At 70.7% G+C, this 26,685-nt stretch carries 23 protein-coding genes; 3 read left to right on the top strand and 20 right to left on the bottom strand.

The genetic code is table 11. The features are described from left to right. Window positions 1–4: 4 nt before the first annotated feature. From nuoL to V4Y04_RS21640, 12 genes are read right to left on the bottom strand one after another with little or no spacing between them, the layout of a single operon-like run. Entirely contained in the window at window positions 5–1,981 is a 1,977-nt protein-coding gene (gene nuoL, locus V4Y04_RS21695) for an NADH-quinone oxidoreductase subunit L (protein WP_332429919.1), read from the bottom strand. Window positions 1,982–1,996: 15 nt separating this feature from the next. Then, the gene (gene nuoK, locus V4Y04_RS21690) at window positions 1,997–2,296 is read right to left on the bottom strand and encodes an NADH-quinone oxidoreductase subunit NuoK (protein WP_003974374.1); all 300 of its coding nucleotides are present in this window, start codon (window positions 2,294–2,296) and stop codon (window positions 1,997–1,999) included. Next, window positions 2,293–3,150, bottom strand: coding sequence for an NADH-quinone oxidoreductase subunit J (locus V4Y04_RS21685; RefSeq protein ID WP_332429918.1), 858 nt, complete (start codon window positions 3,148–3,150; stop codon window positions 2,293–2,295). Before V4Y04_RS21685 ends, nuoK begins: the two co-directional genes overlap by 4 nt. Further along, on the bottom strand, window positions 3,147–3,788 hold the full coding sequence (nuoI, locus tag V4Y04_RS21680) for an NADH-quinone oxidoreductase subunit NuoI (RefSeq protein WP_332429917.1): 642 nt from the start codon (window positions 3,786–3,788) through the stop codon (window positions 3,147–3,149). The genes V4Y04_RS21685 and nuoI overlap by 4 nt, the downstream gene beginning before the upstream one ends. After that, on the bottom strand, window positions 3,781–5,163 hold the full coding sequence (nuoH, locus tag V4Y04_RS21675; protein ID WP_332429916.1) for an NADH-quinone oxidoreductase subunit NuoH: 1,383 nt from the start codon (window positions 5,161–5,163) through the stop codon (window positions 3,781–3,783). Before nuoH ends, nuoI begins: the two co-directional genes overlap by 8 nt. Next, on the bottom strand, window positions 5,160–7,685 hold the full coding sequence (locus V4Y04_RS21670; protein WP_332429915.1) for an NADH-quinone oxidoreductase subunit G: 2,526 nt from the start codon (window positions 7,683–7,685) through the stop codon (window positions 5,160–5,162). Before V4Y04_RS21670 ends, nuoH begins: the two co-directional genes overlap by 4 nt. Beyond that, window positions 7,682–9,028, bottom strand: coding sequence for an NADH-quinone oxidoreductase subunit NuoF (gene nuoF / locus V4Y04_RS21665; RefSeq protein ID WP_443080058.1), 1,347 nt, complete (start codon window positions 9,026–9,028; stop codon window positions 7,682–7,684). The genes V4Y04_RS21670 and nuoF overlap by 4 nt, the downstream gene beginning before the upstream one ends. Continuing rightward, window positions 9,028–9,999, bottom strand: a complete 972-nt coding sequence (nuoE, locus tag V4Y04_RS21660) for an NADH-quinone oxidoreductase subunit NuoE (protein WP_332429911.1) — start codon at window positions 9,997–9,999, stop codon at window positions 9,028–9,030. The genes nuoF and nuoE overlap by 1 nt, the downstream gene beginning before the upstream one ends. Beyond that, window positions 9,996–11,327, bottom strand: a complete 1,332-nt coding sequence (locus V4Y04_RS21655) for an NADH-quinone oxidoreductase subunit D (RefSeq protein WP_332429910.1) — start codon at window positions 11,325–11,327, stop codon at window positions 9,996–9,998. Before V4Y04_RS21655 ends, nuoE begins: the two co-directional genes overlap by 4 nt. Beyond that, entirely contained in the window at window positions 11,324–12,073 is a 750-nt protein-coding gene (locus V4Y04_RS21650) for an NADH-quinone oxidoreductase subunit C (RefSeq protein WP_332429909.1), read from the bottom strand. Before V4Y04_RS21650 ends, V4Y04_RS21655 begins: the two co-directional genes overlap by 4 nt. After that, the gene (locus V4Y04_RS21645; protein WP_332429908.1) at window positions 12,070–12,624 is read right to left on the bottom strand and encodes a NuoB/complex I 20 kDa subunit family protein; all 555 of its coding nucleotides are present in this window, start codon (window positions 12,622–12,624) and stop codon (window positions 12,070–12,072) included. Before V4Y04_RS21645 ends, V4Y04_RS21650 begins: the two co-directional genes overlap by 4 nt. Window positions 12,625–12,637: 13 nt before the next feature. After that, window positions 12,638–12,997 (bottom strand): NADH-quinone oxidoreductase subunit A, encoded by a 360-nt coding sequence (locus V4Y04_RS21640; RefSeq protein WP_055570452.1) that lies wholly within the window; start codon window positions 12,995–12,997, stop codon window positions 12,638–12,640. Window positions 12,998–14,270: 1,273 nt separating this feature from the next. Here V4Y04_RS21640 and V4Y04_RS21635 point away from each other — a divergent pair. Beyond that, window positions 14,271–15,134, top strand: a complete 864-nt coding sequence (locus V4Y04_RS21635; protein WP_332429905.1) for a C40 family peptidase — start codon at window positions 14,271–14,273, stop codon at window positions 15,132–15,134. Between the two features lie 424 nt (window positions 15,135–15,558). Here the strand turns inward: V4Y04_RS21635 and V4Y04_RS21630 are convergent, their stop codons facing one another. Then, entirely contained in the window at window positions 15,559–16,842 is a 1,284-nt protein-coding gene (locus V4Y04_RS21630; protein ID WP_332429903.1) for a geranylgeranyl reductase family protein, read from the bottom strand. Between the two features lie 98 nt (window positions 16,843–16,940). Here V4Y04_RS21630 and V4Y04_RS21625 point away from each other — a divergent pair, with 98 nt between their 5' ends. Then, complete coding sequence (locus V4Y04_RS21625; protein ID WP_332429901.1) at window positions 16,941–17,447, top strand: GNAT family N-acetyltransferase; 507 nt, start codon at window positions 16,941–16,943, stop codon at window positions 17,445–17,447. A 123-nt stretch (window positions 17,448–17,570) separates the two neighbouring features. Continuing rightward, window positions 17,571–17,933 (top strand): PASTA domain-containing protein, encoded by a 363-nt coding sequence (locus V4Y04_RS21620; protein ID WP_332429899.1) that lies wholly within the window; start codon window positions 17,571–17,573, stop codon window positions 17,931–17,933. A gap of 119 nt (window positions 17,934–18,052) precedes the next feature. On the opposite strand, the gene V4Y04_RS21615 is transcribed toward V4Y04_RS21620, so the two are convergent. From V4Y04_RS21615 to V4Y04_RS21585, 7 genes are all read right to left on the bottom strand, one after another. Next, entirely contained in the window at window positions 18,053–18,748 is a 696-nt protein-coding gene (locus tag V4Y04_RS21615; protein ID WP_332429897.1) for a demethylmenaquinone methyltransferase, read from the bottom strand. Between the two features lie 82 nt (window positions 18,749–18,830). Continuing rightward, on the bottom strand, window positions 18,831–19,481 hold the full coding sequence (locus V4Y04_RS21610; RefSeq protein ID WP_332429896.1) for an imidazolonepropionase-like domain-containing protein: 651 nt from the start codon (window positions 19,479–19,481) through the stop codon (window positions 18,831–18,833). 14 nt (window positions 19,482–19,495) lie between these two features. Then, window positions 19,496–20,695, bottom strand: coding sequence for a cyclic dehypoxanthinyl futalosine synthase (gene mqnC, locus V4Y04_RS21605; RefSeq protein ID WP_332429895.1), 1,200 nt, complete (start codon window positions 20,693–20,695; stop codon window positions 19,496–19,498). A 315-nt stretch (window positions 20,696–21,010) separates the two neighbouring features. After that, on the bottom strand, window positions 21,011–21,886 hold the full coding sequence (locus tag V4Y04_RS21600) for a prepilin peptidase (RefSeq protein WP_332432949.1): 876 nt from the start codon (window positions 21,884–21,886) through the stop codon (window positions 21,011–21,013). Window positions 21,887–21,947: 61 nt separating this feature from the next. Continuing rightward, on the bottom strand, window positions 21,948–24,956 hold the full coding sequence (locus V4Y04_RS21595; protein WP_332429894.1) for a BTAD domain-containing putative transcriptional regulator: 3,009 nt from the start codon (window positions 24,954–24,956) through the stop codon (window positions 21,948–21,950). A 254-nt stretch (window positions 24,957–25,210) separates the two neighbouring features. Then, window positions 25,211–26,101: a hypothetical protein gene (locus V4Y04_RS21590; RefSeq protein ID WP_332429892.1), complete on the bottom strand. Its 891-nt coding sequence runs from the start codon at window positions 26,099–26,101 to the stop codon at window positions 25,211–25,213. 33 nt (window positions 26,102–26,134) lie between these two features. Continuing rightward, a complete protein-coding gene (locus tag V4Y04_RS21585) occupies window positions 26,135–26,560 on the bottom strand; it encodes an ATP-binding protein (RefSeq protein ID WP_332429890.1) in 426 nt (141 codons plus the stop codon). Between the last annotated feature and the right edge of the window lie 125 nt (window positions 26,561–26,685).

Here is a 26,685-nt window from a genome sequence, read left to right as displayed (position 1 = left end):
CGGATCAGACCGCCCTCATCAGCAGGGTCGCGGCGACCAGGACGGCCGCGCCGCCGAACATCGAGACCGCGTAGGAGCGCGCGAAGCCGTTCTGCAGCTTGCGCATCCGTCCGGACAGACCGCCGAACGAGGCCGCCGTTCCGTTGACGACCCCGTCGACCAGGGTGTGGTCGACGTACACCAGCGAGCGCGTGAGGTGCTCGCCGCCACGCACCAGGACCACGTGGTTGAAGTCGTCCTGGAGCAGGTCGCGGCGGGCGGCCCGGGTGAGCAGCGACCCGCGCGGGGCGACGGCCGGGACCGGGCGGCGCCCGTACTGGCCCCAGGCGATCGCCACGCCGATGACCATGACGGCCACCGTGGACAGCGTGACCGTCAGGGCGCTGATCGGCGCGTTGCCGTGGTCGTGCCCGGTGACGGGCTCCAGCCAGTGCACGAACCGGTCGCCGATGCTGAAGAACCCACCGGCGAACACGGAGCCGAAGGCGAGCACGATCATCGGGATCGTCATGCTCCTCGGCGACTCGTGCGGGTGCGGCGGAGCGTACGCCTCGCCCGTGCCCGCGGTCGGCTCCACACCGGGCGCCGAGGACGGGGACGGCTCCGGGGCCTTGCGCCAGCGCTCCTCGCCGAAGAACGTCATCAGCATCACGCGCGTCATGTAGTACGCGGTGATCGCGGCGCCCAGCAGGGTCACGGAGCCGAGGATCCAGCCCTCGGTGCCGCCCTTCGCGAACGCCGACTCGATGATCATGTCCTTGGAGAAGAAGCCGGACAGGCCCGGGAAGCCGATGATGGCGAGGTAGCCGAGCCCGAAGGTGACGAAGGTGACCGGCATGTACGTACGCAGTCCGCCGTAGCGGCGCATGTCGACCTCGTCGTTCATGCCGTGCATGACCGAACCGGCGCCGAGGAACAGCCCGGCCTTGAAGAAGCCGTGCGTCACCAGGTGCATGATCGCGAAGACGTAGCCGATGGGGCCGAGGCCCGCCGCGAGCACCATGTAGCCGATCTGCGACATCGTCGAGCCGGCCAGCGCCTTCTTGATGTCGTCCTTCGCGCAACCGACGATCGCACCGAACAGCAGCGTGACCGCGCCGACGATGGTGACGACCAGTTGCGCGTCCGGGGCGCCGTTGAAGATGGCACCGGAGCGGACGATCAGGTAGACGCCCGCCGTCACCATGGTCGCGGCGTGGATCAGGGCCGAGACCGGGGTCGGGCCCTCCATCGCGTCCCCGAGCCAGGACTGCAGCGGCACCTGGGCGGACTTGCCGCAGGCGGCGAGCAGCAGCATGAGGGCGATCACGGTGAGCTTGCCCTCGCTCGCGGCGCCCGCCAGTCCGGCTTCGTCGTGGCTGCCGAGCACCGGCCCGAAGGCGAAGGTGCCGAACCACAGGAACATCAGCATGATCGCGATCGACAGGCCCATGTCGCCGACGCGGTTGACCAGGAAGGCCTTCTTCGCCGCGGTGGCGGCGCTGGGCTTGTGCTGCCAGAAACCGATCAGCAGGTAGGAGGCGAGACCGACGCCCTCCCAGCCGAGGTACAGCAGCAGGTAGTTGTCGGCGAGGACGAGGATCAGCATCGCCGCGAGGAACAGGTTCAGGTAGCCGAAGAAGCGGCGGCGCCGCTCGTCGTGCTCCATGTACCCGATCGAGTACAGGTGGATGAGCGAGCCGACGCCGGTGATCAGCAGGACGAACGTCATCGACAACTGGTCGAGCCGGAAGGCGACGTCGGCCTGGAAGCCCTCCACCGGGATCCAGCTGAACAGGTGCTGCGTCAGGGTGCGGTCGTCGGCGGCCTCGCCCAGCATGCCGGTGAAGAGGACGGCACCGATCAGGAAGGACGCGGCGGCGAGCGCCGTGCCGATCCAGTGACCGACGGCGTCCAGCCGGCGGCCGCCGCACAGCAGGACCACCGCTCCGAGCAGGGGCGCCGCCACCAGCAGCGCAATCAGATTCTCTGCATTACTCACGGTTCTAGCGACCCCTCACAGCTTCATCAGGCTGGCGTCGTCGACCGAGGCCGAGTGGCGGGAACGGAACAGGGACACGATGATCGCCAGCCCGACCACGACCTCCGCCGCGGCGACGACCATCGTGAAGAAGGCGATGATCTGGCCGTCGAGGTTGCCGTGCATACGGGAGAAGGCGACGAACGCGAGGTTGCAGGCGTTGAGCATCAGTTCGATGCACATGAAGACGACGATCGCGTTGCGCCGGATGAGGACACCGGTGGCACCGATCGTGAACAACAGGGCCGCGAGATACAGATAGTTGACCGGGTTCACTTGGATGCCTCCTCGGCCCGCTGCGACGGTGTCCGGTGCGGCGCCGGCGGCTCGATCTCCGTGCGCTCGAGCCGCTCCTCGGAGCGCCGCTCCAGCGCCCGCAGGTCACTGAGCGCCTCCTGGGACACGTCCCGGATCTGACCGCGCTCGCGCAGCGTGCTGCTGACGGTGAGGTCGGACGTCGTACCGTCGGGCAGCAGGCCCGGGATGTCCACCGCGTTGTGCCGGGCGTACACGCCCGGGGCCGGCAGCGGCGGAAGGTGCTTGCCCTCGCGGACGCGTTGTTCGGCCAGCTCCCGCTGGGTCAGGGCGCGTTCGGTGCGCTCGCGGTGGGTGAGCACCATGGCGCCGACGACGGCCGTGATGAGCAGGGCGCCGGTGATCTCGAAGGCGAAGACGTACTTGGTGAAGAGGAGAGCGGCGAGGCCCTCCACGTTGCCGTTCGCGTTCGCCTGGCCGAGACCGTTGAACTCGGTGAGCGCGGCGTTGCCGATGCCGCCGACGAGCAGGATGCCGAAGCCCAGCCCGCACAGCGCGGCGAGCCAGCGCTGTCCCTTGATCGTCTCCTTCAGGGAGTCCGCCGCGGTGACACCGACCAGCATCACCACGAACAGGAACAGCATCATGATCGCGCCGGTGTAGACGATGATCTGGACGACGCCCAGGAAGTAGGCGCCGTTGGCGAGGTAGAACACCGCCAGGACGATCATGGTTCCAGCCAGGCAGAGCGCGCTGTGCACGGCCCGCCGCATCAGGATCGTGCACAGGGCGCCGATGACGGCGACCGTGCCGAGGACCCAGAACTGGACGGCCTCCCCGGTGGAGGTGGAGTAGGCGGCGAGGTACTCGGTCATTTCCGGATCACCTCCTCCGACGCCGGTTCGTCCTCGCCGGAGGCCGAGTCCGCCTCCTGGACGACCTCGCCCTCGGAGTGGCCGGCCTGCCGTTCCGTACCGGGGGCGGCCTCGGTCACCAGGCCCCGGTAGTAGTCCTGTTCGTCGGTGCCCGGGTACATGGCGTGCGGGCTGTCCACCATGCCCTCCTCCAGACCGGCGAGCAGCTGCTCCTTGGTGTAGATGAGGTTGGCGCGGCTGGAGTCGGCCAGTTCGAACTCGTTGGTCATCGTCAGCGCGCGCGTGGGGCACGCCTCGATGCACAGGCCGCACAGGATGCAGCGGGCGTAGTTGATCTGGTAGACGCGGCCGTACCGCTCGCCGGGCGAGTAGCGCTCCTCCTCGGTGTTGTCCGCGCCCTCGACGTAGATCGCGTCGGCGGGACAGGCCCAGGCGCACAGCTCGCAGCCGACGCACTTCTCCAGACCGTCCGGATGGCGGTTGAGCTGGTGCCTGCCGTGGAAGCGCGGGGCCGTGGTCTTCTGCTGCTCCGGGTACTGCTCGGTCAGCCGCTTCTTGAACATGGCCTTGAAGGTCACGCCGAAGCCGGCCACGGGGTTCAGGAAACCGGGCTTGGTCTCCTTGGGTTCCTCAGCCATCGGACGCCTCCTTTCCATCCAGAGATCCGTCACTGTGAGTATCGGTGCCACCACTGACAACGAGCTCCCGCTCCTGGCGCGAGCGGCGTCGCGGCACCGGGGGAAGTTCCTGTCCGGGCAGCGGCGGTACGGGGAATCCGCCCGCCATCGGATCGAAGGCGGCCGGTGCCCCGCCCGGCCCTCCGGCCCCTTCGGCCTCCTTGCCGTCCTTGCCCTTCGACCGGAACATGTCCGCGACGAAGGACAGCAACAGCAGGACGAGCACTCCGCCGGCGATGTAGAGGGCCAGGTCCGCGAAGCCGTAGCCCTCGTTCCTCAGGGCCCGCACCGTGGCGACGGCCATCAGCCACACCAGGGAGACCGGGATGAGGACCTTCCAGCCGAGCTTCATCAGCTGGTCGTACCGCACGCGCGGGAGCGTGCCGCGCAGCCAGACGAACATGAACAGCAGCAGCTGGACCTTGACGATGAACCAGAGCATCGGCCACCAGCCGTGGTTCGCGCCCTCCCAGAAGGTGCTGACCGGCCATGGAGCGCGCCAGCCGCCCAGGAAGAGGGTGACGGCGACGGCGGAGACGGTCACCATGTTGATGTACTCGGCGAGCATGAACATCGCGAACTTGATCGACGAGTACTCGGTGTTGAAGCCGCCGACCAGGTCGCCCTCGGACTCGGGCATGTCGAAGGGCGCGCGGTTGGTCTCGCCGACCATCGTGACGATGTAGATGATGAAGGAGACCGGCAGCAGCAGGATGTACCAGCGGTCGGCCTGCTGCTCGACGATCGCCGACGTCGACATCGACCCCGAGTAGAGGAACACGGAGGCGAAGGCGGCGCCCATGGCGATCTCGTAGGAGATCATCTGCGCGCACGAACGCAGTCCGCCCAGCAGCGGGTACGTGGATCCGGAGCTCCAGCCGGCGAGGACGATGCCGTAGATGCCGATGGAGGCGACCGCGAGGATGTAGAGCAGCGCGATCGGCAGATCGGTGAGCTGCATCGTGGTCCGCTGACCGAAGATCGAGATCTCGTTGCCGGACGGTCCGAAGGGGATCACCGCGATCGCCATGAAGGCCGGGACGGCCGCGACGATCGGCGCGAGGATGTACACCACCTTGTCGGCGCGTTTGACGACGAGGTCTTCCTTGAGCATCAGTTTCACGCCGTCGGCGAGCGACTGGAGCATGCCCCAGGGGCCGTTGCGGTTGGGGCCGACGCGCAGCTGCATCCAGGCGACGATCTTGCGTTCCATCACGATGGCGATCAGTACCGTCACCATGAGGAAGGCGAAGCAGAACACCGCCTTGACGACGACCAGCCACCAGGGGTCGCGGCCGAACATCGAGAGGTCTTCAGCGGCGAAGTACAAGCTCATGCCTCCACCTCCTTGAGGGCCTCGCCGGCGAGTCCCGCCGGGCCGATGCGGACGAGGGAGCCGGGCAGCGCCCCGGTGTCGGAGCCGACACCGCCGCCGGCGGAGTTCAGCGGGAGCCACACCACGCGGTCAGGCATCTCGGTGACACCCAGGATCAGTTCGACCGTCCCCGCGGGGCCGGTCACGGCGATCGGGTCGCCGTCCTTGACGCCGACCTCGGCGGCCGTGGCGGCCGACACGCGCGCGTACGCGGCGTGCCGGGTGCCGGCGAGCGCCTCGTCGCCCTGTTGCAGGAGCCCCTGGTCCAGCAGCAGGCGGTGCCCCGCGAGCACCGCCTCCCCGGCGGCCGGCCGGGGCAGCGTGCCCGCGGTCTCCAGCGGTCCGGTGGCCCGCGGGCCGTCCCAGACGCCGAGCCGCTCGAGCTCCGCGCGGACGGTGCGCAGGTCCGGCAGGCCCAGGTGTACGTCCATGGCGTCGGCGAGCATCTGGAGCACGCGCGCGTCGGTCGGCGGGAGGGTACGGGTCAGCTGCTCGGGCTTGAGCGCCGACTCGAAGGGCCGGACCCTGCCCTCCCAGTTGAGGAAGGCGCCGGCCTTCTCGACGACGGCCGCGACCGGCAGCACCACGTCGGCGAGTTCGGTGACCTCGCCGGGCCGCAGCTCCAGCGAGACCACGAACCCGGCCTCGGCGAGTGCCGTCCGCGCGCGTGCGGGGTCGGGCAGGTCGGCGACCTCCACGCCCGCGACCAGCAGCGCCTGCAGCTCACCGGTCGCGGCGGCCTCGACGATCTCGCGGGTGTCGCGGCCGTAGCGGTGCGGCAGGGTGGCGACGCCCCAGACGGCGGCGACCTCCTCCCGCGCGCGCGGGTCGGTCGCCGGGCGCCCGCCCGGCAGCAGCGACGGCAGCGCGCCCGCCTCGACGGCGCCCCGCTCCCCGGCCCGCCGGGGGATCCACACCAGCCGGGCACCGGTCGCGGCGGCGATCCGTACGGCGGCGGTCGGGCCGCCCTCGACGGCGGCGATCCGCTCGCCGACGACGATCACCGCGCCCTCGGCCCGCAGCGCTTCGGCGGCCCGGGCCCCGTCGCCCTCCAGGCCGACCCCGCTCGCGAGCGCGTCGAGCCATTCGGTCTCGGTGCCGGGAGCCGCCGGCAGCAGCGTGCCGCCGGCCTTCTCCAGTCCGCGCGTGGCGTGCGTGGCCAGTGAGAAGGTCCGCTGCCCGTGCGTACGCCAGGCCTTGCGCAGCCGCAGGAAGACGCCGGGCGCCTCCTCCTCGGCCTCGAACCCGACCAGCAGGACGGCGGGTGCCTTCTCCAGCGAGGAGTACGTGACCCCGCCCGCGGAGTCCGTGCCGGCCGCGCTCCCGAGGTCATGCCCGCGGCCCGCGACCCGCGCGGCGAGGAAGTCGGCCTCCTCGGCGCTGTGCACGCGCGCGCGGAAGTCGATGTCGTTGGTGTCGAGGGCCACGCGCGCGAACTTGCTGTACGCGTAGGCGTCCTCGACGGTGAGCCGGCCGCCGGTCAGGACGCCGGTGCGGCCGCGGGAGGCCAGCAGGCCCTGGGCCGCGATCTGCAGCGCGTCGGGCCAGGAGGCCGGCTCCAGGTCACCCTCGGCGTTGCGCACGAGCGGGGTCCCCAGCCGGTCCCGCTGCTGTGCGTACCGGAACCCGAAGCGGCCCTTGTCGCACATCCACTCCTCGTTGACCTCCGGGTCCTCGGCGGCGAGCCGCCGCATGACCTTGCCGCGCCGGTGGTCGGTGCGCGTGGCGCAGCCGCCGGAGCAGTGCTCGCACACCGACGGCGAGGAGACCAGGTCGAAGGGGCGGGAGCGGAACCGGTAGGCCGCCGAGGTGAGCGCGCCGACCGGGCAGATCTGGATGGTGTTGCCGGAGAAGTACGACTCGAAGGGGTCGCCCTCACCGGTGCCGATCTGCTGGAGCGCGCCCCGCTCGACCATCTCGATCATCGGGTCGCCCGCGATCTGGTTCGAGAACCGGGTACAGCGGGCGCACAGCACGCACCGCTCGCGGTCCAGCAGCACCTGGGTGGAGATCGGGACGGGCTTCTCGTAGGTCCGCTTCTTGCCGTCGAAGCGGGACTCGGGGTTGCCGTGCGACATCGCCTGGTTCTGCAGCGGGCACTCGCCGCCCTTGTCGCAGACCGGGCAGTCCAGCGGGTGGTTGATGAGCAGCAGCTCCATCACCCCGTGCTGGGCCTTCTCGGCGACGGGCGAGGTGAGGTGGGTCTTCACCACCATCCCGTCGGTGCAGGTGATGGTGCAGGAGGCCATGGGCTTGCGCTGGCCCTCGACCTCGACGATGCACTGGCGGCAGGCGCCGGCCGGGTCGAGGAGGGGGTGGTCGCAGAACCGGGGGATCTCGATGCCGAGCTGTTCGGCCGCCCGGATGACCAGGGTGCCCTTGGGCACGCTGAGCTCGGCACCGTCGATCGTCAGCGTGACGAGGTCCTCCGGCGGGAGGGCCGCCTCTCCCCCGCCGGAGGGAGCGCTGGTGGTCACGGTCATGCGTGCACCTCCGTACGGTCGGCCCAGGCCGTCGTCCTGGCCGGGTCGAACGGGCAGCCACGGCCCGTGATGTGCTGCTCGTACTCCTCACGGAAGTACTTCAGCGAGGAGAAGATCGGCGAGGCGGCGCCGTCGCCGAGGGCGCAGAACGCCTTGCCGTTGATGTTGTCGGCGATGTCGTTCAGCTTGTCGAGGTCGGACATCCGGCCCTTGCCGGCCTCGATGTCACGCATCAGCTGCACCAGCCAGTACGTGCCTTCGCGGCAGGGCGTGCACTTGCCGCAGGACTCGTGCGCGTAGAACTCGGTCCAGCGGGTGACGGCCCGTACGACGCACGTGGTCTCGTCGAAGCACTGGAGGGCCTTGGTGCCGAGCATGGAACCGGCGGCGCCCACTCCCTCGTAGTCGAGGGGGACGTCGAGGTGCTCGTCGGTGAACATCGGCGTCGAGGAGCCGCCCGGCGTCCAGAACTTCAGGCGGTGCCCCGGCCGCATGCCGCCGCTCATGTCGAGCAGCTGGCGCAGCGTGATGCCCATCGGCGCCTCGTACTGACCGGGGCGTGCGACGTGGCCGCTGAGGGAATAGAGCGTGAAGCCGGGTGACTTCTCGCTCCCCATCGAGCGGAACCATTCCTTGCCCCGGTTCATGATGGCGGGAACCGATGCGATCGACTCGACGTTGTTCACCACGGTCGGGCACGCGTAGAGGCCCGCGACGGCGGGGAAGGGGGGGCGGAGCCGCGGTTGACCACGGCGGCCTTCGAGCGAGTCGAGCAGTGCGGTCTCCTCACCGCAGATGTACGCGCCGGCGCCCGCGTGCACGGTGAGTTCGAGGTCGAGTCCGCTGCCCAGCACCTTCTCGCCGAGGAGACCCGCCGCGTAGGCCTCGCGCACGGCCTCGTGCAGCCGCCGCAGCACGGGGACGACCTCACCCCGCAGATAGATGAAGGCGTGGGACGACCTGATGGCGTAACAGGCGATGACGATGCCCTCGATGAGGCTGTGCGGGTTCGCGAAGAGGAGCGGAATGTCCTTGCACGTTCCGGGTTCCGACTCGTCGGCGTTGACCACCAGATAATGCGGTTTTCCGTCTCCCTGGGGAATGAACTGCCATTTCATTCCCGTCGGGAAGCCGGCGCCGCCGCGCCCGCGCAGACCGGACTCCTTGACGTACGCGATGACGTCGTCCGGTGACATGGCGAGGGCCTTGCGAAGACCCTCGTACCCCTCGTGCCTCTTGTAGACGTCCAGCGTCCAGGACCTGTCCTCGTCCCAGAAGGCCGACAGCACGGGTGCCAGCAGGTTCTCCGGGCTGGTGTCCTTGAGTTCGGGTGCCAAGGTCATCACTCCCCCTCCTCGGCGGTGGGTCCGGCCGAACCGGAGGGGCGGGGCGGAGCCTCTCCGTCACGGGTGGTGGTGGGCGACGGGTGGGCCGGATCGGAGGCCGCCGTGTCCTGCGGCGCGTCGTGCGAGCTGAGGTGCTCCGCCGGTGACGGGTCGTGCGGCGGGGTGTCCTGGGGCGCGTCGTGCGAGCTGAGGTGCTCCGCCGGTGACGGGTCGTGCGGCGGGGTGTCCTGGGGCGCCTCGCCCCGCGGATGCACCACGCGTGCGGGGGAGGCCTCCCCCTTGGCCAGCTTCAGACCGGCCAGGGAGGCGGGTCCCGCGCTTCCCGTGGCGTCGACGGCGCCGGCCCGCTCGTCGGGGAAACCGGCCAGGATCCGGGCGGTCTCCTTGAACGTGCACAAGGTCGCCCCGCGCGTGGGCGCCACCGGGCGGCCGGCCCGCAGGTCGTCGACCATGCGCTTGGCGCTCTGCGGGTCCTGGTTGTCGAAGAACTCCCAGTTGACCATCACGACGGGCGCGAAGTCGCAGGCCGCGTTGCACTCGATGTGCTCGAGGGTGACCTTGCCGTCCTCGGTGGTCTCGCCGTTGCCGAGGCCCAGGTGCTCCTGGAGCTCCTCGAAGATGGCGTCGCCGCCCATGACGGCGCACAGGGTGTTGGTGCACACCCCTACCTGGTAGTCACCGCTCGGCCGGCGCCGGTACATGGAGTAGAAGGTGGCGACGGCGGTGACCTCGGCCGTGGTCAGGCCGAGCACGTCCGCGCAGAACCGCATCCCGGTGCGCGTGACATGGCCCTCCTCCGACTGCATGAGGTGCAGCAGCGGCAGGAGAGCCGACCGGGAGTCCGGGTAGCGGGCGATGATCTCGCGCGCGTCGGTCTCCAGCCGGGCCCGGACCTCGTCCGGGTAGGCGGGCGCGGGCAGTTGGGGCATGCCCAGGCTGACGCCCCGCTCCGAAGGTGTGGTGGTCACCGGTCGACGCCTCCCATCACGGGGTCGAGGGATGCCACGGCGACGATGACGTCGGCGACCTGGCCGCCCTCGCACATCGCCGCCATGGACTGAAGGTTGGTGAAGGACGGGTCGCGGAAGTGGACCCGGAAGGGGCGGGTGCCGCCGTCGGAGACGACATGCGCCCCGAGCTCGCCCTTGGGTGACTCGACGGCCGCGTACACCTGTCCCGGCGGTACGCGGAAGCCCTCGGTGACCAGCTTGAAGTGGTGGATCAGGGCCTCCATGGAGGTGCCCATGATCTTCTTGATGTGGTCGAGGGAGTTGCCCAGTCCGTCCGGCCCCATGGCGAGCTGGGCGGGCCAGGCGATCTTCTTGTCGGCGACCATGACCGGTCCGGGCTGGAGCCGGTCCAGGCACTGCTCGACGATGCGCAGCGACTGGCGCATCTCCTCCAGCCGGATCAGGAAGCGGCCGTAGGAGTCGCAGGTGTCCGCGGTGGGGATCTCGAAGTCGTACGTCTCGTAACCGCAGTACGGCTGCGCCTTGCGCAGGTCGTGCGGCAGGCCGGTGGAGCGCAGGACCGGGCCGGTCGCCCCGAGGGCCATGCAGCCGGCCAGGTCCAGATAACCGACGTCCTGCATACGGGCCTTGAAAATGGGGTTCCCGGTGGCGAGGGCGTCGTACTCCGGGAGGTTCTTGCGCAGCTTCTTCACCAGCTCGCGGATCTGGTCCACGGCGCCGGGCGGCAGGTCCTGGGCGAGTCCGCCGGGACGGATGTACGCGTGGTTCATCCGCAGGCCGGTGATGAGCTCGAAGGCGTCGAGAATGAGTTCACGATCACGGAATCCGTAGATCATGATCGTGGTGGCGCCGAGCTCCATGCCTCCGGTGGCGATGCACACCAGGTGGGAGGAGAGCCGGTTCAGCTCCATCAGGAGCACGCGGACGACCGTGGCGCGGTCGGGGATCTGGTCCTCGATGCCGAGGAGCTTCTCGACGCCGAGGCAGTACGCCGTCTCGTTGAAGAACGGCGTCAGGTAGTCCATGCGCGTCACGAACGTGGTGCCCTGGGTCCAGTTCCGGTACTCGAGGTTCTTCTCGATGCCGGTGTGGAGGTAGCCGATGCCGCAGCGGGCCTCGGAGACCGTCTCGCCGTCGATCTCCAGGATCAGCCTGAGCACGCCGTGCGTGGACGGGTGCTGCGGGCCCATGTTGACGATGATGCGCTCGTCGTCACTGCGCTGCGCCGTCTCGACGACCTCGTCCCAGTCGCCTCCGGTGACGGTGTAGACGGTGCCTTCCGTGGTCTCGCGCGCCGAGGCCGCGGATGCGTTCGAGGTGCTCATGAGTACGACCTCCGCTGGTCCGGAGCCGGGATCCGGGCGCCCTTGTACTCGACGGGGATACCGCCGAGGGGATAGTCCTTGCGCTGCGGATGGCCCTGCCAGTCGTCGGGCATCAGGATCCGCGTCAGGGCCGGGTGACCGTCGAAGACGATGCCGAAGAAGTCGTACGTCTCGCGCTCGTGCCAGTCGTTCGTCGGATAGACGGAGACCAGCGACGGGATGTGCGGGTCGCTGTCGGGAGCGCCGACCTCCAGGCGGATCAGCCGGTTGTGGGTGATCGAGCGCAGGTGGTAGACGGCGTGCAGCTCGCGGCCCTTGTCGCTGGGGTAGTGCACGCCGCTGACGCCGGTGCACAGTTCGAAGCGCAGCGCGGGATCGTCGCGCAGGGTCGTCGCGACCCGGAGCAGGTGCTCGCGCTCGATGTGGAAGGTGAGTTCGTCGCGGTCGACGACCGTCTTCCCGATGGCGTTGTCGGGGAGCAGGCCCTGCTCCTCCAGCGCGCCCTCCAGTTCGTCGGCCACCTCGTCGAACCACCCCCCGTAGGGGCGGTTCGACGCTCCCGGGAACCGGATCGAGCGGACCAGGCCGCCGTAACCGGAGGTGTCGCCGCCGTTGTTGGCGCCGAACATGCCGCGCTGGACGCGGATCTCCTCACCTCCGTCGCCCCGCCGGCCGGGGAGGTTCTCGGCGGAGAGGTCCTTCTCGGGGTTCACGCCCTCGCCCGCGGTGCCGTTCGCGTCGCTCATCGCAGCAGCCCCTTCATCTCGATGGTGGGCAGTGCCTTGAGCGCCGCCTCCTCCGCCTCGCGGGCCGCCTCCTCGGCGTTCACGCCGAGCTTGGAACCCTGGACCTTCTCGTGGAGCTTGAGAATGGCGTCCAGCAGCATCTCGGGCCGGGGCGGGCAGCCGGGCAGGTAGATGTCGACCGGGACGATGTGGTCGACGCCCTGCACGATCGCGTAGTTGTTGAACATGCCGCCCGACGAGGCGCAGACCCCCATGGAGATCACCCACTTGGGGTTCGGCATCTGGTCGTAGACCTGCCGCAGCACCGGCGCCATCTTCTGGCTGACCCGGCCTGCCACGATCATCAGGTCCGCCTGCCGCGGCGAGCCGCGGAAGACCTCCATGCCGAAGCGCGCCAGGTCGTAGCGGCCGGCGCCGGTGGTCATCATCTCGATGGCACAACAGGCGAGTCCGAACGTGGCGGGGAACATGGACGACTTGCGCACCCAGCCCGCGGCCTGCTCGACGGTGGTCAGCAGGAATCCGCTCGGCAGCTTTTCTTCGAGTCCCATGGTCAAAGGCCCTTCAGTCCCATTCCAGCCCGCCGCGTCGCCATACGTAGGCGTACGCGACGAAGACGGTGAGCACGAAGAGCAGCATCTCCACGAGCCCGAAGATCCCCAGGGCGTCGAAACTGACGGCCCAGGGATAAAGGAAGACGATCTCGATGTCGAAGACGATGAAGAGCATCGCCGTCAGGTAGTACTTGATGGGGAAGCGCCCGCCGCCGGCCGGCGTGGGGGTCGGTTCGATACCGCACTCGTAGGCCTCGAGCCTGGCGCGGTTGTACCGCTTCGGACCGATCAGCGTGGCCATGACCACGGAGAAGATCGCAAAGCCGGCCCCGAGGGCTCCCAGTACGAGGATGGGCGCATACGCGTTCACCGCTCCTCGCTCCTCTCAGTCGGCACTGACTGCTGGCGAGTCGGGCTCACTTGCGCCCCACGCGTCCCACGAACCACGCCCGCCCCGGCGAAGATCGAGAACATGTGAAGCAGGTCACAAGCCCAACCGCTCCGCATCCTATGCCCGCCGGTCTGTGATCTGCGACACGGGGTATTGCACAACCTTTGTGATCTCCACCACCTGACGAACGATCATGAAGCCGGAGGAGCGGTGATCTTCACACGCGAAGCGTCCGAGCGGTCACCAGAAGTGACATTCTGCCGCATCGGCGCAGGTCAGAAGGATCGTCTCCATATCAAGAGGGTTCCCCTGCATGCAAATTGGTGCTGGACGCAATCACTTGCTAGAAGCCGCGTTCACACATCGGAGGGACGCGGGGCGCGAAGTGGACGTGTGCACGCGTTCACGAAGTCCGCGCGGGGGCCGCGGGTCCGCCGCCGGTCGGCACGCAAGCCCGAGCCCGGAACCGAGCGCGGGCCCGACCGGAAAACGAGCGGCAACCCCGGTGACCTCGGTGACCACTTCGACCGCAAGCCGGCTTCGAACCGGGCGCCCTCCGGGCGCGATCCGAGGCAACCCGAATGCGAATCGTCACGATTCAGACGCACACCGTCACGATCCGGACGCGCACCGCATCCGTCCCGACCCTGCCCACCCGCGGGCCGACGCACCCCGGGGCTCGGTCCGGCACCGCCCACGCGCGGGCCGACGCACCCCGGGGCTCGGTCCGGGCGCACCTCGAACCGACCCGACGCACCCCTCGAACCCGAGCCGGCGCAAACCCCCAAGCCCGGGTTGGCACGCACTCCCGAACCCGACCCCGACACAACCCCCAAGCCCGGACCGGCACGCACCCCCGAACCCGACCCCGGCCGTACCTCGCACCTGTCCCGCGGCCCACCCCGCACCCGTCCTCGAGGGCACCCCGGGTCCGGTTCTCGTTGCGACCCGGCCGCACCGTCGTCGCAATCCATCCGCAATCCGCCCGTGGCTCGCACACCGGGCGCGACGGCGGGGGTAACCGTTCCGTGACCTCCGCCACATCTGACGCGAAGGCACAAAAGGAGGGCTTGGCCAATCGTTTCAACCGATGGTAGGCGCGGGGCAATTCGGACGTAAAGACGAAAGGGCGTGATCACGGGCCCATTACCTCGCGCCCGCAATGTCCGTTACGGCGTCAATAAGGAGCGACGTGACCGGGGTGCTGCGCCACGATTGAACAATTGTGGCGCAGCACACGTTTCTTGTGGATATGAAGGAGCCCCTGGTACCGGTTGTTCCCATGTCCCACACCGCTCACATACGAAGCCACCGGAAACCCCGCCGCACCGCGCAGACCACGATGGCGATGCGGGCCGGAGTCGCCGGTGGCGTCCTCGGCACTCTGGCAGTGGCCGGGGCGTCGGCCTCGGCGGTCGCCGCAGAGCCGGTGACCCAGACCCTCTCACTGCCCGCCCTGACGGCCGACCTGTCCACTCAGGTCGCCCAGTCCGCGGAGGCCACCCAGCAGGCCGCCGCGAACTACCAGCTGCAGGCCGAGCGTGACGCCGCCGCCGCCAAGGCCGCCAAGGCGGCCAAGGCCGACCTCGTCGAGGCCAAGGAGAAGGCCGAGGCGAAGAAGAAGGCCGCCGAGGAGGCCCGCAAGGCCGCCGCCGAGCGCGCCACGCGCGACGCCGAGCGCGCCACCCTCACCGCCGACTCGGGCGCCACGAGCACGGCGGCCACCACGGCCACCACGACCACCGCCTCCGCGCCGGCCAGTGGCAGCGTCGGAACGGTGATCTCCTTCCTCAAGGCGCAGGTGGGCGACGCCTACGTCATGGGGGCGACGGGCCCCAACGCCTGGGACTGCTCCAGCCTGGTGCAGGCCGCGTTCAAGCAGGTCGGCGTGGACCTCCCGCGCGTCTCGCAGGACCAGTCGACGGTCGGCACCGACGTCTCGCTGTCCAACCTCCAGGTCGGCGACATCCTGTACTGGGGCGGTAAGGGCTCCGCGTACCACACGGGTGTCTACATCGGTAACGGCCAGTACCTGGACGCCGCCAACCCGTCCAAGGGCGTCGTCATCCAGGACCTCTCCGGCTACCCCGCGTCGGGCGCCGTGCGCGTGCTCTGAGCGACGCCTGCACGAACCCGGACGGCGACCCGGACCCACGGTGGTCCGGGTCGCCGGGCCGGGTCCACATGGGCCGAGAGGCCGCTGCCGCTCGGGGGCAGCGGCTCTCCTCGTATGCGTTCACGCACCCCTGCCCACGCGTCCCCCTCGCCCGCGCCCCTCGCACGCCGTCCGCTTGCGCGTTTCCCCCTCGCCCCAGTGGGCCGAGATCACCCGCATGCCCGAATTGTCGGCCGTCTCGCGAGGACTGACGGGTCGGTATCCGCCGACCGGGCCGCACACAACCGCGTGGCAGGCCCCCACAGCGCCCCCGACACGCGTCGGCGGCCGTGAGCCCGTCCGTCCGGCCCCGGCCGCCCACAGCGCCCCTCACGGCTCCCGCGGCACGCATCACGTGTACACGGGAGCCGTGCCGCGGGACGCGTCACGCCTTCGGCGCCACCTTGCTCAGGCCGTTGATGATGCGGTCCATCGCGTCGCCGCCCGTGGGGTCCGTCAGGTTGGCGAGCATCTTCAGGGTGAACTTCATCAGCATCGGGTGCGTCAGCCCGCGCTGGGCGGCGATCTGCATGATCTTCGGGTTGCCGATGAGCTTCACGAACGCGCGGCCGAGCGTGTAGTAGCCGCCGTAGGTGTCCTTCAGGACCCGCGGGTAACGCTGGAGGGCGATCTCCCGCTGGGCCGGCGTCGCCCGCGCGTGTGCCTGGACGATGACCTCGGCGGCGATCTGCCCGGATTCCATGGCGTAGGCGATGCCCTCGCCGTTGAACGGGTTCACCAGGCCGCCCGCGTCACCCACGAGCAGCAGTCCGCGCGTGTAGTGCGGCTGGCGGTTGAAGGCCATCGGGAGTGCGGCGCCGCGGATCGGGCCGGTCATGTTGTCCGGGGTGTAGCCCCAGTCCTCGGGCAGCGACGCGCACCAGGCCTTCAGGATCTCGCGCCAGTCCAGTTCCTTGAAGGAGGCCGAGGTGTTGAGCACGCCGAGGCCGACGTTGCTCGTCCCGTCGCCCATGCCGAAGATCCAGCCGTAGCCGGGCAGCAGCCGGTCCTGCGCGCCGCGCCGGTCCCACAGCTCCAGCCAGGACTCCAGGTAGTCGTCGTCGTGGCGCGGCGAGGTGAAGTACGTACGGACCGCGACGCCCATCGGGCGGTCCTCGCGGCGGTGCAGGCCCATGGCCAGGGACAGCCGCGTGGAGTTGCCGTCGGCGGCCACCACCAGCGGGGCGTGGAAGGTGACTTCCCGCTTCTCCTCGCCGAGCTTGGCCTTCACACCGGTGATGCGGCCGGTGCGGTCGTCGATGATCGGCGCGCCCACGTTGCAGCGCTCGTACAGGCGCGCGCCGGCCTTCTGGGCCTGCCGGGCGAGCTGTTCGTCGAAGTCGTCCCGCTTGCGGACCAGGCCGTAGTCGGGGAAGGAGGCGAGTTCCGGCCAGTCGAGCTGGAGGCGGACCCCGCCGCCGATGATGCGCAGGCCCTTGTTGCGCAGCCAGCCCGCCTCCTCGGAGATGTCGATGCCCATCGACACGAGCTGCTTGGTGGCGCGCGGGGTGAGGCCGTCGCCGCAGACCTTCTCCCGCGGGAAGGCGGTCTTCTCCAGCAGGAGCACGTCGAGACCGGACCTGGCCAGGTGGTACGCGGTGGCGGAACCGGCGGGGCCCGCGCCCACGACGATCACATCGGCGGTGTTTTCGGAGAGGGGCTCGGTCACGGCGGGATCTCCCCCAGTTCGAAATCTGCGTGCCGACCGGCACTGGACACGGGCAGTCTATGCAGGACAATTGATCACCCGGCTGAAGGGCTGCCTCAATGCACCGAGCTCTGCCCGCTGTACGGCTTCGCGTACCCAGTCATGAGGACGCCTTCACCTGGCACCGGCTCTTCGCCGACCCTGACGTCATGGAGTTCCACGGCGGCAGGGCCGCGGAGTTGTCGGTCTACGAGGAGCTCACCGCCCGTCAGCGGCGGCACGACGCCGAACTCGGCTTCTGCCTGTGGACCATGGTCGACGGGGCGGACCGCGTCGTCGGCTTCACGGGCGCCCAGCCCTGGGAGCGGGACTGGGGCCCGACGGGCGAGATCGAGATCGGCTGGCGCCTGGGCCGGGAGCACTGGGGCAAGGGGTACGCCACCGCCGCGGCGCACCAGACGCTGGAACGGGTGCGCGCCGCCGGCGTGCGGGACGTGGTCGCGATGGTCGACCCCCGCAACACCCGCTCGACGGCGGTCGCCCGGCGGCTCGGAATGCGCCTCGCCGAGACGTTCCCGATCCCGGCCTCGCGCCGGGAGGCTCACTGCTACCGGCTGGCCTTCTGAAAGCGGAATCAGAAACTCCCACTTCAGTCACCCATTGTAGCCGATTGTCACAGTAAGCCACGGAATGCTTCCTTCCGGTGCGCGGCCGTGCCTACGCTGCCGGTACCGCTGGGGGTGACATCCGTGCGTATACAACCCAGAACACCCGAGGTACGCGTTCCTCGACTGGTCGGACTGATGGCCATGGACGCGCGCGAGTCGGCCCGTGCGCGTGGCCTGTCCCTCGAGGCGCCCGACCGGCCGGACTTCCACCTGACCGTCGTCGAATACGTCGTACGCCAGTATCCGCAGCCCGACGCCGAGGTGCCGCGGGACTCCGCGGTGCACGTGTGGTTCGACCTCGGGGAGGGGGACGGCGGAGGAGGAGTGCGTGAGCCGCGCGGACCGGCACCTCCCGGCGGCGGCTTCCGGCGGGAGCTGGACGAACCGGGTGCGCCTTGCCCGGCCGCACCCCGCACGGCGACGGCGCTCCTCGGCCCGCCCTGACCGGTCAGCGCCTTCCCCGGCTCGCCCTGACCGGTCAGGGCTACCTTCCCGACCGACCTCGGCCCTGCCTTCCCCGGCCTCGCCCCGCCTCGCCCCGCCTCGCCCCGCCTCGCCCCGCCTCAGCTCGCCTTGAAGCCCCGGTGCAACGCGACCACACCGCCCGTGAGGTTGCGCCAGGCCACCTTCGTCCAGCCGGCGTCCTGGAGCCGCCCGGCCAGGGCGGGCTGGTCGGGCCAGTCACGGATGGACTCGGCGAGGTAGACGTACGCGTCGGGGTTGGACGACACCGCGCGGGCCACCGGCGGCAGCGCGCGCATCAGGTACTCGGTGTACACGGTGCGGAACGGCGTCCAGGTGGGCTGCGAGAACTCGCAGATGAGAATGCGCCCGCCGGGCCGGGTCACCCGGTGCATCTCGCGCAGCGCGGCGTCCGTGTCCTGGACGTTGCGCAGCCCGAAGGAGATGGTGACGGCGTCGAAGACGTCGTCCTTGAAGGGCAGCCGGGTCGCGTCGCCGGCGGTGCAGGGCAGCCAGTTCCGGCGCTGCTTGCCGACCCGGAGCATGCCGAGGGAGAAGTCACAGGGGACGACGTAGGCACCGGCCTGCGCGAAGGGCAGCGAGGACGTCGCCGTACCGGCCGCCAGGTCCAGGACCTTCTCCGCGGGGCGTGCGCCGACCGCCTTCGCCACCTCCTTGCGCCAGATCCGGTCCTGCCCGAGCGACAGCACGTCGTTGGTCAGGTCGTACCGTTCCGCGACGTGGTCGAACATCGAGGCGACTTCGTGCGGCTGCTTGTTCAGGGATGCGCGGGTCACGGGCCCATTGTGGCAGCACGGGCCCGCCACGCCCCCGGAGCCCCCGGCACGCCAGGCGGCAGGCGGCAGGCGGCAAGCCGGGCTACCGGCGTCGGTACACCAGTCGTCCCGTCAGGACCGTCGCCACGCACGTGACGGCTCCCCGTTCGCCCAGCGCGGCCTCGTCGGGAACGTCGAAGACGGCGAACGTCGCGTCCACGCCACCCACGCCGTCCGGTGGGAGGGGCAGCAGGATCGCCTCCGCGAGGCTCCGCCCCGCGAGCGGGTCGAGGGTCACCGGGCCGGCGGGACGCTCGAAGCGCTGTTCCACGCTCAGTCCCACCCGGTGCACGGCGCCCACGACGGCGGGCCTCCACAGGTCCCCCGCCACGGCGACGACGCCGTGCGCCAGCAGACGCTGCACACCGCGCCGCGCGCCGGCGCCCCGGCGGACCTCGGTCATGGCGAGCCCCGCGAGCGCTTCGCCGGTGAGCGGTTCACTGCCCAACTCGTCCGCCTCGCGGGGGTCGGGGTGGTAGGCCTGCTCCAGCAGTTCGGGACCGTACGGGTTGAGCAGTCCCGGCGTGAGCACCCCCGGCCAGCGCCGGATCCGCGCATCCGGGTGGGCGTCCGCCAGTACTTCGTACGGGCCGACGGCGGCGAGTTCCCGGCCGTCGACGAGAACCGCGCCGCCGGGCAGGGGCGGCCGCCCGTCCCCGGCGAGCACGAGGTCCGCGGCATGAATCGTCAGCACGGCGATACCGGCCGTCAGTTGGAGGCGAGCAGCTTCAGCTCAGGGTGGGCCGTGCCGCCCTCGATCGCCGTGGAGGAGATGTGGGAGGCCACCCGGTCGTCGACGGGGTCGTTCGCCGGGTCGTCGTGCACGACGAGGTGTTCGTACGTCGTGGAGCGCTGGGCGGGGACGCGTCCCGCCTTGCGGATGAGGTCGATGATCTCCAGGCGGTTGGAGCGGTGCTTGGCTCCGGCGGAGGAGACCACGTTCTCCTCCAGCATGATCGAGCCGAGGTCGTCCGCGCCGTAGTGCATGGAGAGCTGGCCGATCTCCTTGCCGGTGGTGAGCCAGGAGCCCTGGATGTGGGCGACGTTGTCGAAGAACAGCCGGGCGATGGCGATCATCCGCAGGTACTCGAAGATCGTGGCCTGGGTGCGGCCCTTCAGGTGGTTGTTCTCGGGCTGGTAGGTGTACGGGATGAAGGCGCGGAAGCCGCCGGTGCGGTCCTGCACGTCCCGGATCATGCGCAGGTGCTCGATGCGCTCGGCGTTGGTCTCGCCGGTGCCCATGAGCATGGTGGACGTCGACTCGACGCCCAGCCCGTGCGCGATCTCCATGATCTCCAGCCAGCGCTCGCCGGACTCCTTCAGCGGCGCGATGGCCTTGCGCGGGCGCTCGGGCAGCAGCTCGGCCCCGGCCCCGGCGAAGGAGTCGAGCCCGGCCGCGTGGATCCGGGTGATGGCCTCCTCGACCGGCACCTTCGAGATCCGGGCCATGTGCTCGACCTCGCTCGCCCCCAGGCTGTGGATGACGAGTTGCGGGAACTCCTTCTTGATGGCGGAGAAGTGCTTCTCGTAGTACTCGACGCCGTAGTCCGGGTGGTGGCCGCCCTGGAACATGATCTGCGTACCGCCGAGCTCGACCGTCTCCGCGCAGCGGCGCAGGATGTCGTCGAGGTCGCGGGTCCAGCCCTTGGCGGTGTCCTTCGGCGCGGCGTAGAAGGCGCAGAAGCGGCACGCCGTGACGCAGACGTTCGTGTAGTTGATGTTGCGCTCGATGATGTACGTCGCGATGTGCTCGGTCCCGGCGTACCGGCGGCGGCGTACGGCGTCGGCGGCGGCGCCCAGCGCGTGCAGCGGGGCGTCACGGTAGAGGTCGAGCGCCTCTTCGGGGGTGATCCGCCCACCGGCGGCAGCACGGTCGAGGATGGGCTGAAGGTCGGCCTTCTCGGTCACCGGGCGTCCCTTTCGTCGGGTTCGCAAGGGTTGTGGACGGGCTGGACCAGCCTACGCCAGCGGCCCCGGGTGCCCGACGTCAGGCCGATGGGCAACCCCGTCGCACCTGCCCGACCGTCACATCGTGTACGCGCCGATGGTGGCCGGAGTGCGTCACACCACTGCCGGGTGCGCGTCACGCGGCGGTCCGGCACGCATCGGGCCCGGCACCCGTCGGGCCTGCACCCGTCAGGCCCGGCCACCCACCGGCCCCGGCACCCGTCAGGCCGGCACCCGTCGGCCCGAGTACGCACCCGGTCGGTGACGCCGGACGCGTCACGCCGTGTACGCGCCGATCAGCAACCCGGCGAACGCCCCGGCGATCAGGAACGGCCCGAACGGGATGGCCGTCCCGCGTCCCGCCCGCCGCGCGACGACGAGGGCACCCCCGTACAGCGCCCCGAACAGGAACCCGGCGAAGGTACCGAGCATCACCGTCGGCCAGCCGTACCAGCCGAGGACGGCCCCCGCGCCGAGGGCGAGCTTCACGTCGCCGAAGCCCATGCCCGCCGGGTTGATGAGGAACAGGGCGAAGTAGCCGGCGCCGAGCGCCAGGGCGCCCAGCAGGGCGGTCGTCCAGGTGCCCGCGTGCTCGGGGACGAGTGCGACGACGCCGAGCAGAGTGAGGGCGGCCGCGGCGAAGGGGAGGGTGAGCGGGTCGGGCAGCCGCTGCACCCGGAAGTCGACGACCGCCAGCAGCACTCCGACGGGCGCGAGCAGCAGCCAGACGGCCAGTTCGGGCCGGGTCCCGGTGGCGGCGGCGAGGGCGGCGCACACGAGCGCGGTGACGGCTGCCGGGGCGACGGGCCCGATGCCGTACGCCGTCCCGGCAGCCTTCCCTCCGTCTCCGTACCCGTATCCTTCCCCGCGCGGGGCACCCTCCCCGTCTCCGTCCCCGCGCGGAACGTCCTCCCCGTCTCCGGCGCCTTCTTCACTCCCGGCGCCCTCTCCGCGCGGGGCACACTTCCCGCGCGGGACTCCCTCTCCGCGCGGGGCGCACTGTCCGCACCGGGCCCGTCCGAGCCAGCCGCGCAGTGGATGCCCCTCGGGGCACCGGGTGTGCCACGCCTCCCCCGCCGGGACGGCGAACCGGTACACCGCGCGGGGCAGCAGCGCGCCCGTCACCGCGCCCCACACCACGGCGACCAGCATCACGACCACATCCGGCACCGGACCGGCGGTCACCGCCGCCGGAAGCCCGCTCACGTGTCCCTCATCCCGCGGCCGCTGACCCGACCGCGTCGCGCCAGGCCGGCAGCAGTTCGTCGAGCAGTGCCTCGGTGCGCGGCGGCAGCCCGCGGGCGCCGCCGCGGCCGATGAGGTCGGCGGCGAGGGCGGTGAGCCGGGAGGGGTCGTCGAGGGCGTGGGTGGCGCGCAGCAGCTCGTTCCACAGCCGTTCGTCGGCCGGGGCGGTGCGCAGGGCCGCGTCGAGCGCCTCGATGGCCTTCTCCGCGCGGCCCTTCTCCAGGTGGAACGCGGAGAGGGCGAGCCCGGTGTCGGCGACGAGCAGCGGGAGCTGGGCGTCGACGATCTCGTGGGTGAGCCAGCGGTAGCGGCCCTCGGGCCGGTCGGCGAGCAGTGGCCCGCGCACCAGCACCAGCGCGTCGGTGAGCAGCCGCCCGCGCACGGCCCGGCTGTCGACGCCCCTGCCCTGGGTCGCCTCGTGGTACAGCGACCGCAGCACGTCCAGGTCGGAGACGACGGACTGGGCGAGGGTGAGCCGGCCGGTGCGGTCGGTGCCGAGGCGGGGGGTGCCGTCGGGGTCGGTGCCGAGCCAGGCGCGCAGCCGGTCCAGGAGCGCCTCGCGCACGTCGTCGGTGACGCCGCGCGGCCACAGCGCGGACGACAGCACACGCGGGTGCACGCCCTCGCGGTGCAGGAGCAGGAGGGCGAGCGCCTCGTGGAGCAGGGCGCTGCGCTCGCCGTCCGGGGTGTCGAGGCCGATGATCTCGTACGGCCCGACGAGCCGCGCGTACACGGCCGGCCGGCCCTGCTCACTGATGTCGACGAGGAACGGCGGGGTGTTGACCGGCCCCGGTCCGTCGGGACCGCGGTCCGGGTCGGCCGCCACGAAGAGTTCGACGACCGCGCGCTGCTGGGCGGCGGGCAGGAGCTGCGCGTCGAGTTCGAGGCCGAGCAGGGGCGCGAGCAGCTTGCCCTCGCCGGTGATCTCCATCTCCCAGGCGGCGCCCGGCAGGTCACCGCTGCCGGTGCCGACGAGGTAGCCGATGCCGAGGCGGCTCGCGTCGGCGGCGAGTTCGGCGAGCTTGACGGCGTCCTCGGCGGACGGCTCGGCGGCGAGCAGGACGAGCTGCGGGGCCCAGCGGGTGTGCCGGGCCGGGCCGGTGCGTCCGGTGAGGACGGAGTCGTGCCCGGCGGCGCCCAGTGCGCCCCGCCGCTGCCGTGTCTCCGCCTCCATGGTCTCGAGGAGTGCCTCGATGTCGTCGAGGTGGCGGAGCCGGTTGGGGGCGAGCGGGGTCAGGTCCTCGCCGAACCCGACGAGAGTGACGGTCATACGGTCCGACCATCCGTTGGTCGCCAGCTCGGCGGCGACGGAGGCGAACACGGCCGCCCGGTCGGCCTCACTGCCGCTCAGCGAGACGATGCCGGGGACGGACTCCAGGTTGAGCAGCAGCCGCGAGTCGTCCATGGTGCCGAGGCTGACCAGACCGGGATAGGGGGCGGCGGTGTCGACGTCCTCGTACCCCCCGGCGTCGTCCTTGGCCAGCGTCCAGAACGTCTGGTCCTGCCCGAGCCGCCACGGAGCCGGGGGCTTGCCGGCCGGCTGGGCGAGCTGGAGGTGCAGGTCACCGGCGCTGAGCCAGGCCGCGTACACGACCGGCAGGGCACGCGACTCGGCGGCGAGAGAGGCGGCGAGCCCGCGCAGGGACCGGTCGAGCAGCCGTACGCCCTCGGGGTCCGCGCCGACGAGCAGCGCGTCCTGGACGTCCTGGGCGTCGCCTTCCGGCGTGGGCGGCTCCATCCCGCGCCGCCCGCCGACCGCCCCGAACGCCGACTGCCACAGCGCCTGCCGCCGCCGGTGCCCGAGAGCACCGAGGAGGCCGGCGGCGAGGAGGGGCGCGGTGAGCAGGGCTTCGGGGAGGCCGAAGGAAGACGACGTGTCCTGGGCGGGAGTGGCGTGCTGCGGGGCCGGGGCGGGGGCGGGCTGCTGGTGACCGGCGTGGTCGGCGGCGGGCGCGGGGTGCTGCTCGGGAGCGGGCCGCTGCTCGGGCACGGAGACCTGGGCGGCGCCCCCGCCACCGCCCTGGGCGTGCTCCCCGGTCCTGGCGTAGTCGTGGATCTGCTGCTGCACGTCCGGCGAGACCTCGGGGGCGTCGTCCGGCATCTCGACGAGATCGCCGCCGCGCGCGTCGCCGGGCATCTCCATGATCCAGCCGGGCCGGATGAGACTGGCCTCGGAGAGCTTGGAACCGTCCGGCTGGGTGCGGTCCTTGTTGAGGGCGAAGATCTCCTTGTACCGGCGCCCGTCCCCGAGATGCCGCTCGGCCACCTCCCAGAGGGAGTCGTGGTGACGCCCCTCGGGCGGCTGGATCCGGTAGAACTTCGTGTCGTCCCGCTGGGCGGTACCGCCACCCGCCTCGGCCTGCGCGGCGGCGTGGGACGCCTGCTCGGCGAGCGCGGCGGCGGCCCCGGCGGCCTGCTCCTGCTGCTGCGCGAAGAGCCCCGGCGTCTGCTGGGCGGTGGCGGCCGTTGCCTGCTGGTTCCCCTCGATGCCCTGCCCCAACTGCGAGAGTCCCGGCGTGAAACTCCCCGCGACCGCGCCGACGAGCAGCAGTGCGGCCACGAGTTGACGCGCGAGCAGCTGGCTGGGCCCGGCCCCGGGCACTCGCCCCGGCACCCCGACGCCGGACAGCGCGGCCTTCATCTCGACGAGCACACAGGCGGTGAACTGGGCCCAGGCGAGCCAGACGAAGAACACCAGGATGCTCTGGAAGGTCTGGACCGAGACGTCCGCCCTGAGCCACTCCATCGGCTCGAACGTCCTCGGCAACGGCCAGCCCGCCACCGTCGCGAGCGCGGCCGGCACCCCCACCACCAGCACCAGCAGCGCCACGAAGGCGAAGAACGCCTTGACGAAGTCCCCGAAGGTCCGCCTCCGTATCCGCACCGGCTGAGGCGTCCGGTTCCGCGGAGTCACGGCGGAACCCCCGCTGCGGTCTCCCGTCGCGCTGGACGAGCTTGGACTACGGCGTCGTGGCATGGCGGGTGTCCCGGGTCGTGTGGGTAGGGGAAGAGTCGAGGCGCCTGCGTGGAGTGAGACGGGATCAGGTGAGCGAGGACGCACTGAGCGTACTGAGCCTACAGAGATCCTATGAACTCGCACCGGCCCCGTCGAAGGGCATCCTCACCCTCACCGCACCACACTTCCGCACAGTCCTCGAGCACCTTCAAGCGCCCGACGTCATATGCCGTCACCGCTCAGGAGCGGCGGTTGCGGCAACCGCACGAAACCCGTCAGCGGAACAGATCCTCCGCTGCTTCCGCGCGCACCGCCCGCCGCGCCCAGACCTCGAGCTGCTCCAGGTCGGTGCATGCCAGCACTTGCTCCCGGACTTCGTCCGGGACGGGGATGCCACGCCACTCCAGAATGCGGAGCGTCATCTCGGCACCCTCCTCGACCCGGCCCTCCTCCCGGCCCTCCTCCCGGCCCTCCTCTCGCACCTGCTCGGCCACTGGGTGCCGGAAGAAGTAGTGGATCGCCGCCATCAGGTCCCTCCAGATTTCCTTCGCCTGGGGATCAACCAGGCACGAGTCGACGAACTGAACGAACACCGCCGCGCTCTCGGCGTCGACGGTCCGCAGGGCGGTAGCCAACGGCTTCAGTATGGCGGTGGCCTGCTTTCCGCGGCCATGCGTCATGGCCGAGAGGACCGCAAGTGGTACATCCCGCTCGGCCTCCTTCTCGTCCACGATCAGCGGAACGTTCTCAGGTCCCAATACCAGCGGCCGAACGGTCAATGAATGCCATCCGGGCAAGCCAAGCCGAATAGGCCGAGCCGCCCAGCGCGCCGTGGCGCCACTCTGAGTGATCACGATGAGCACTGGCTCGCACCGGTATTTCGCATACAGGTACGACAGGTAGTACGCCCAGCTCCCCCGTTTCCTCTCGTCCACCTTCCCTTGCGCCTCGATGACGAGGAGGTACGCCCCCTCATCCGTCTCCACACGCATCAACGTGTCCACACGCCGTTCGACGGGCTCGATCTCCGTAAGGTCCGCGTTGAGGACAGCGAAGTCACGTGGTTCGGGGAACGGAACGTGGAGTACGCGTTGCAGTGCTCGCGTCAGCAGCGCGGGGTCCTTCTGGAAAACCCGGTGCAGTGCCTCATGCGACGAGCCGACCATCAGCTCTCCTTCCTGATCGACATGATCAACGCGTCAGACCGTCACAAGGTCACACCACACGTACTTGCCCTGGCCGCCATCCCTGGCCAGCGGCTGCCAGCCCCACAGGTCCGCGCACGCACGCACCAGGGCGAGTCCCCGCCCCTCCTCCGCCTCGGCAAGCGGTTCCAGCCGCCCCGGCGGCCCGGGTGGCTCCGGATCGGCGTCCCACGCCCCGATCCGCAGCACGCCGGCCGACCAGCGCACGCGCAGCGCGGCAGGCCCCTTGGTGTGGCGTACGGCGTTGGACACCAACTCGGTCGCGAGCAGTTCGGCAGTGTCGACGAGTCCGATCAGGCCGTGCATGGTGAGGATCAGCCGGAGGGTGCGGCGGGAGACGGTGACGGCACGCAGGTCGTTCGGGATGTGGAGGGTGTACTCCCAGGGAGGCGTCGAGTCGATGGGCTCGCTTTCGGGCATGAGTGAACTCCGCTCGGAGAAGGGGGACATCGGCCGGTGGCACCGCCGCTCCATCAGGGCATGACGAAGCAGTGCACTTCCGGCACCGAGTAATGCCGCACCGTATGCGGCACGTCACCGACGGT

It is taken from the genome of Streptomyces sp. P9-A2 (assembly GCF_036634175.1).
GTDB lineage: Bacteria > Actinomycetota > Actinomycetes > Streptomycetales > Streptomycetaceae > Streptomyces > Streptomyces pratens.
This window is presented reverse-complemented; position numbering and strand designations above follow the sequence as displayed.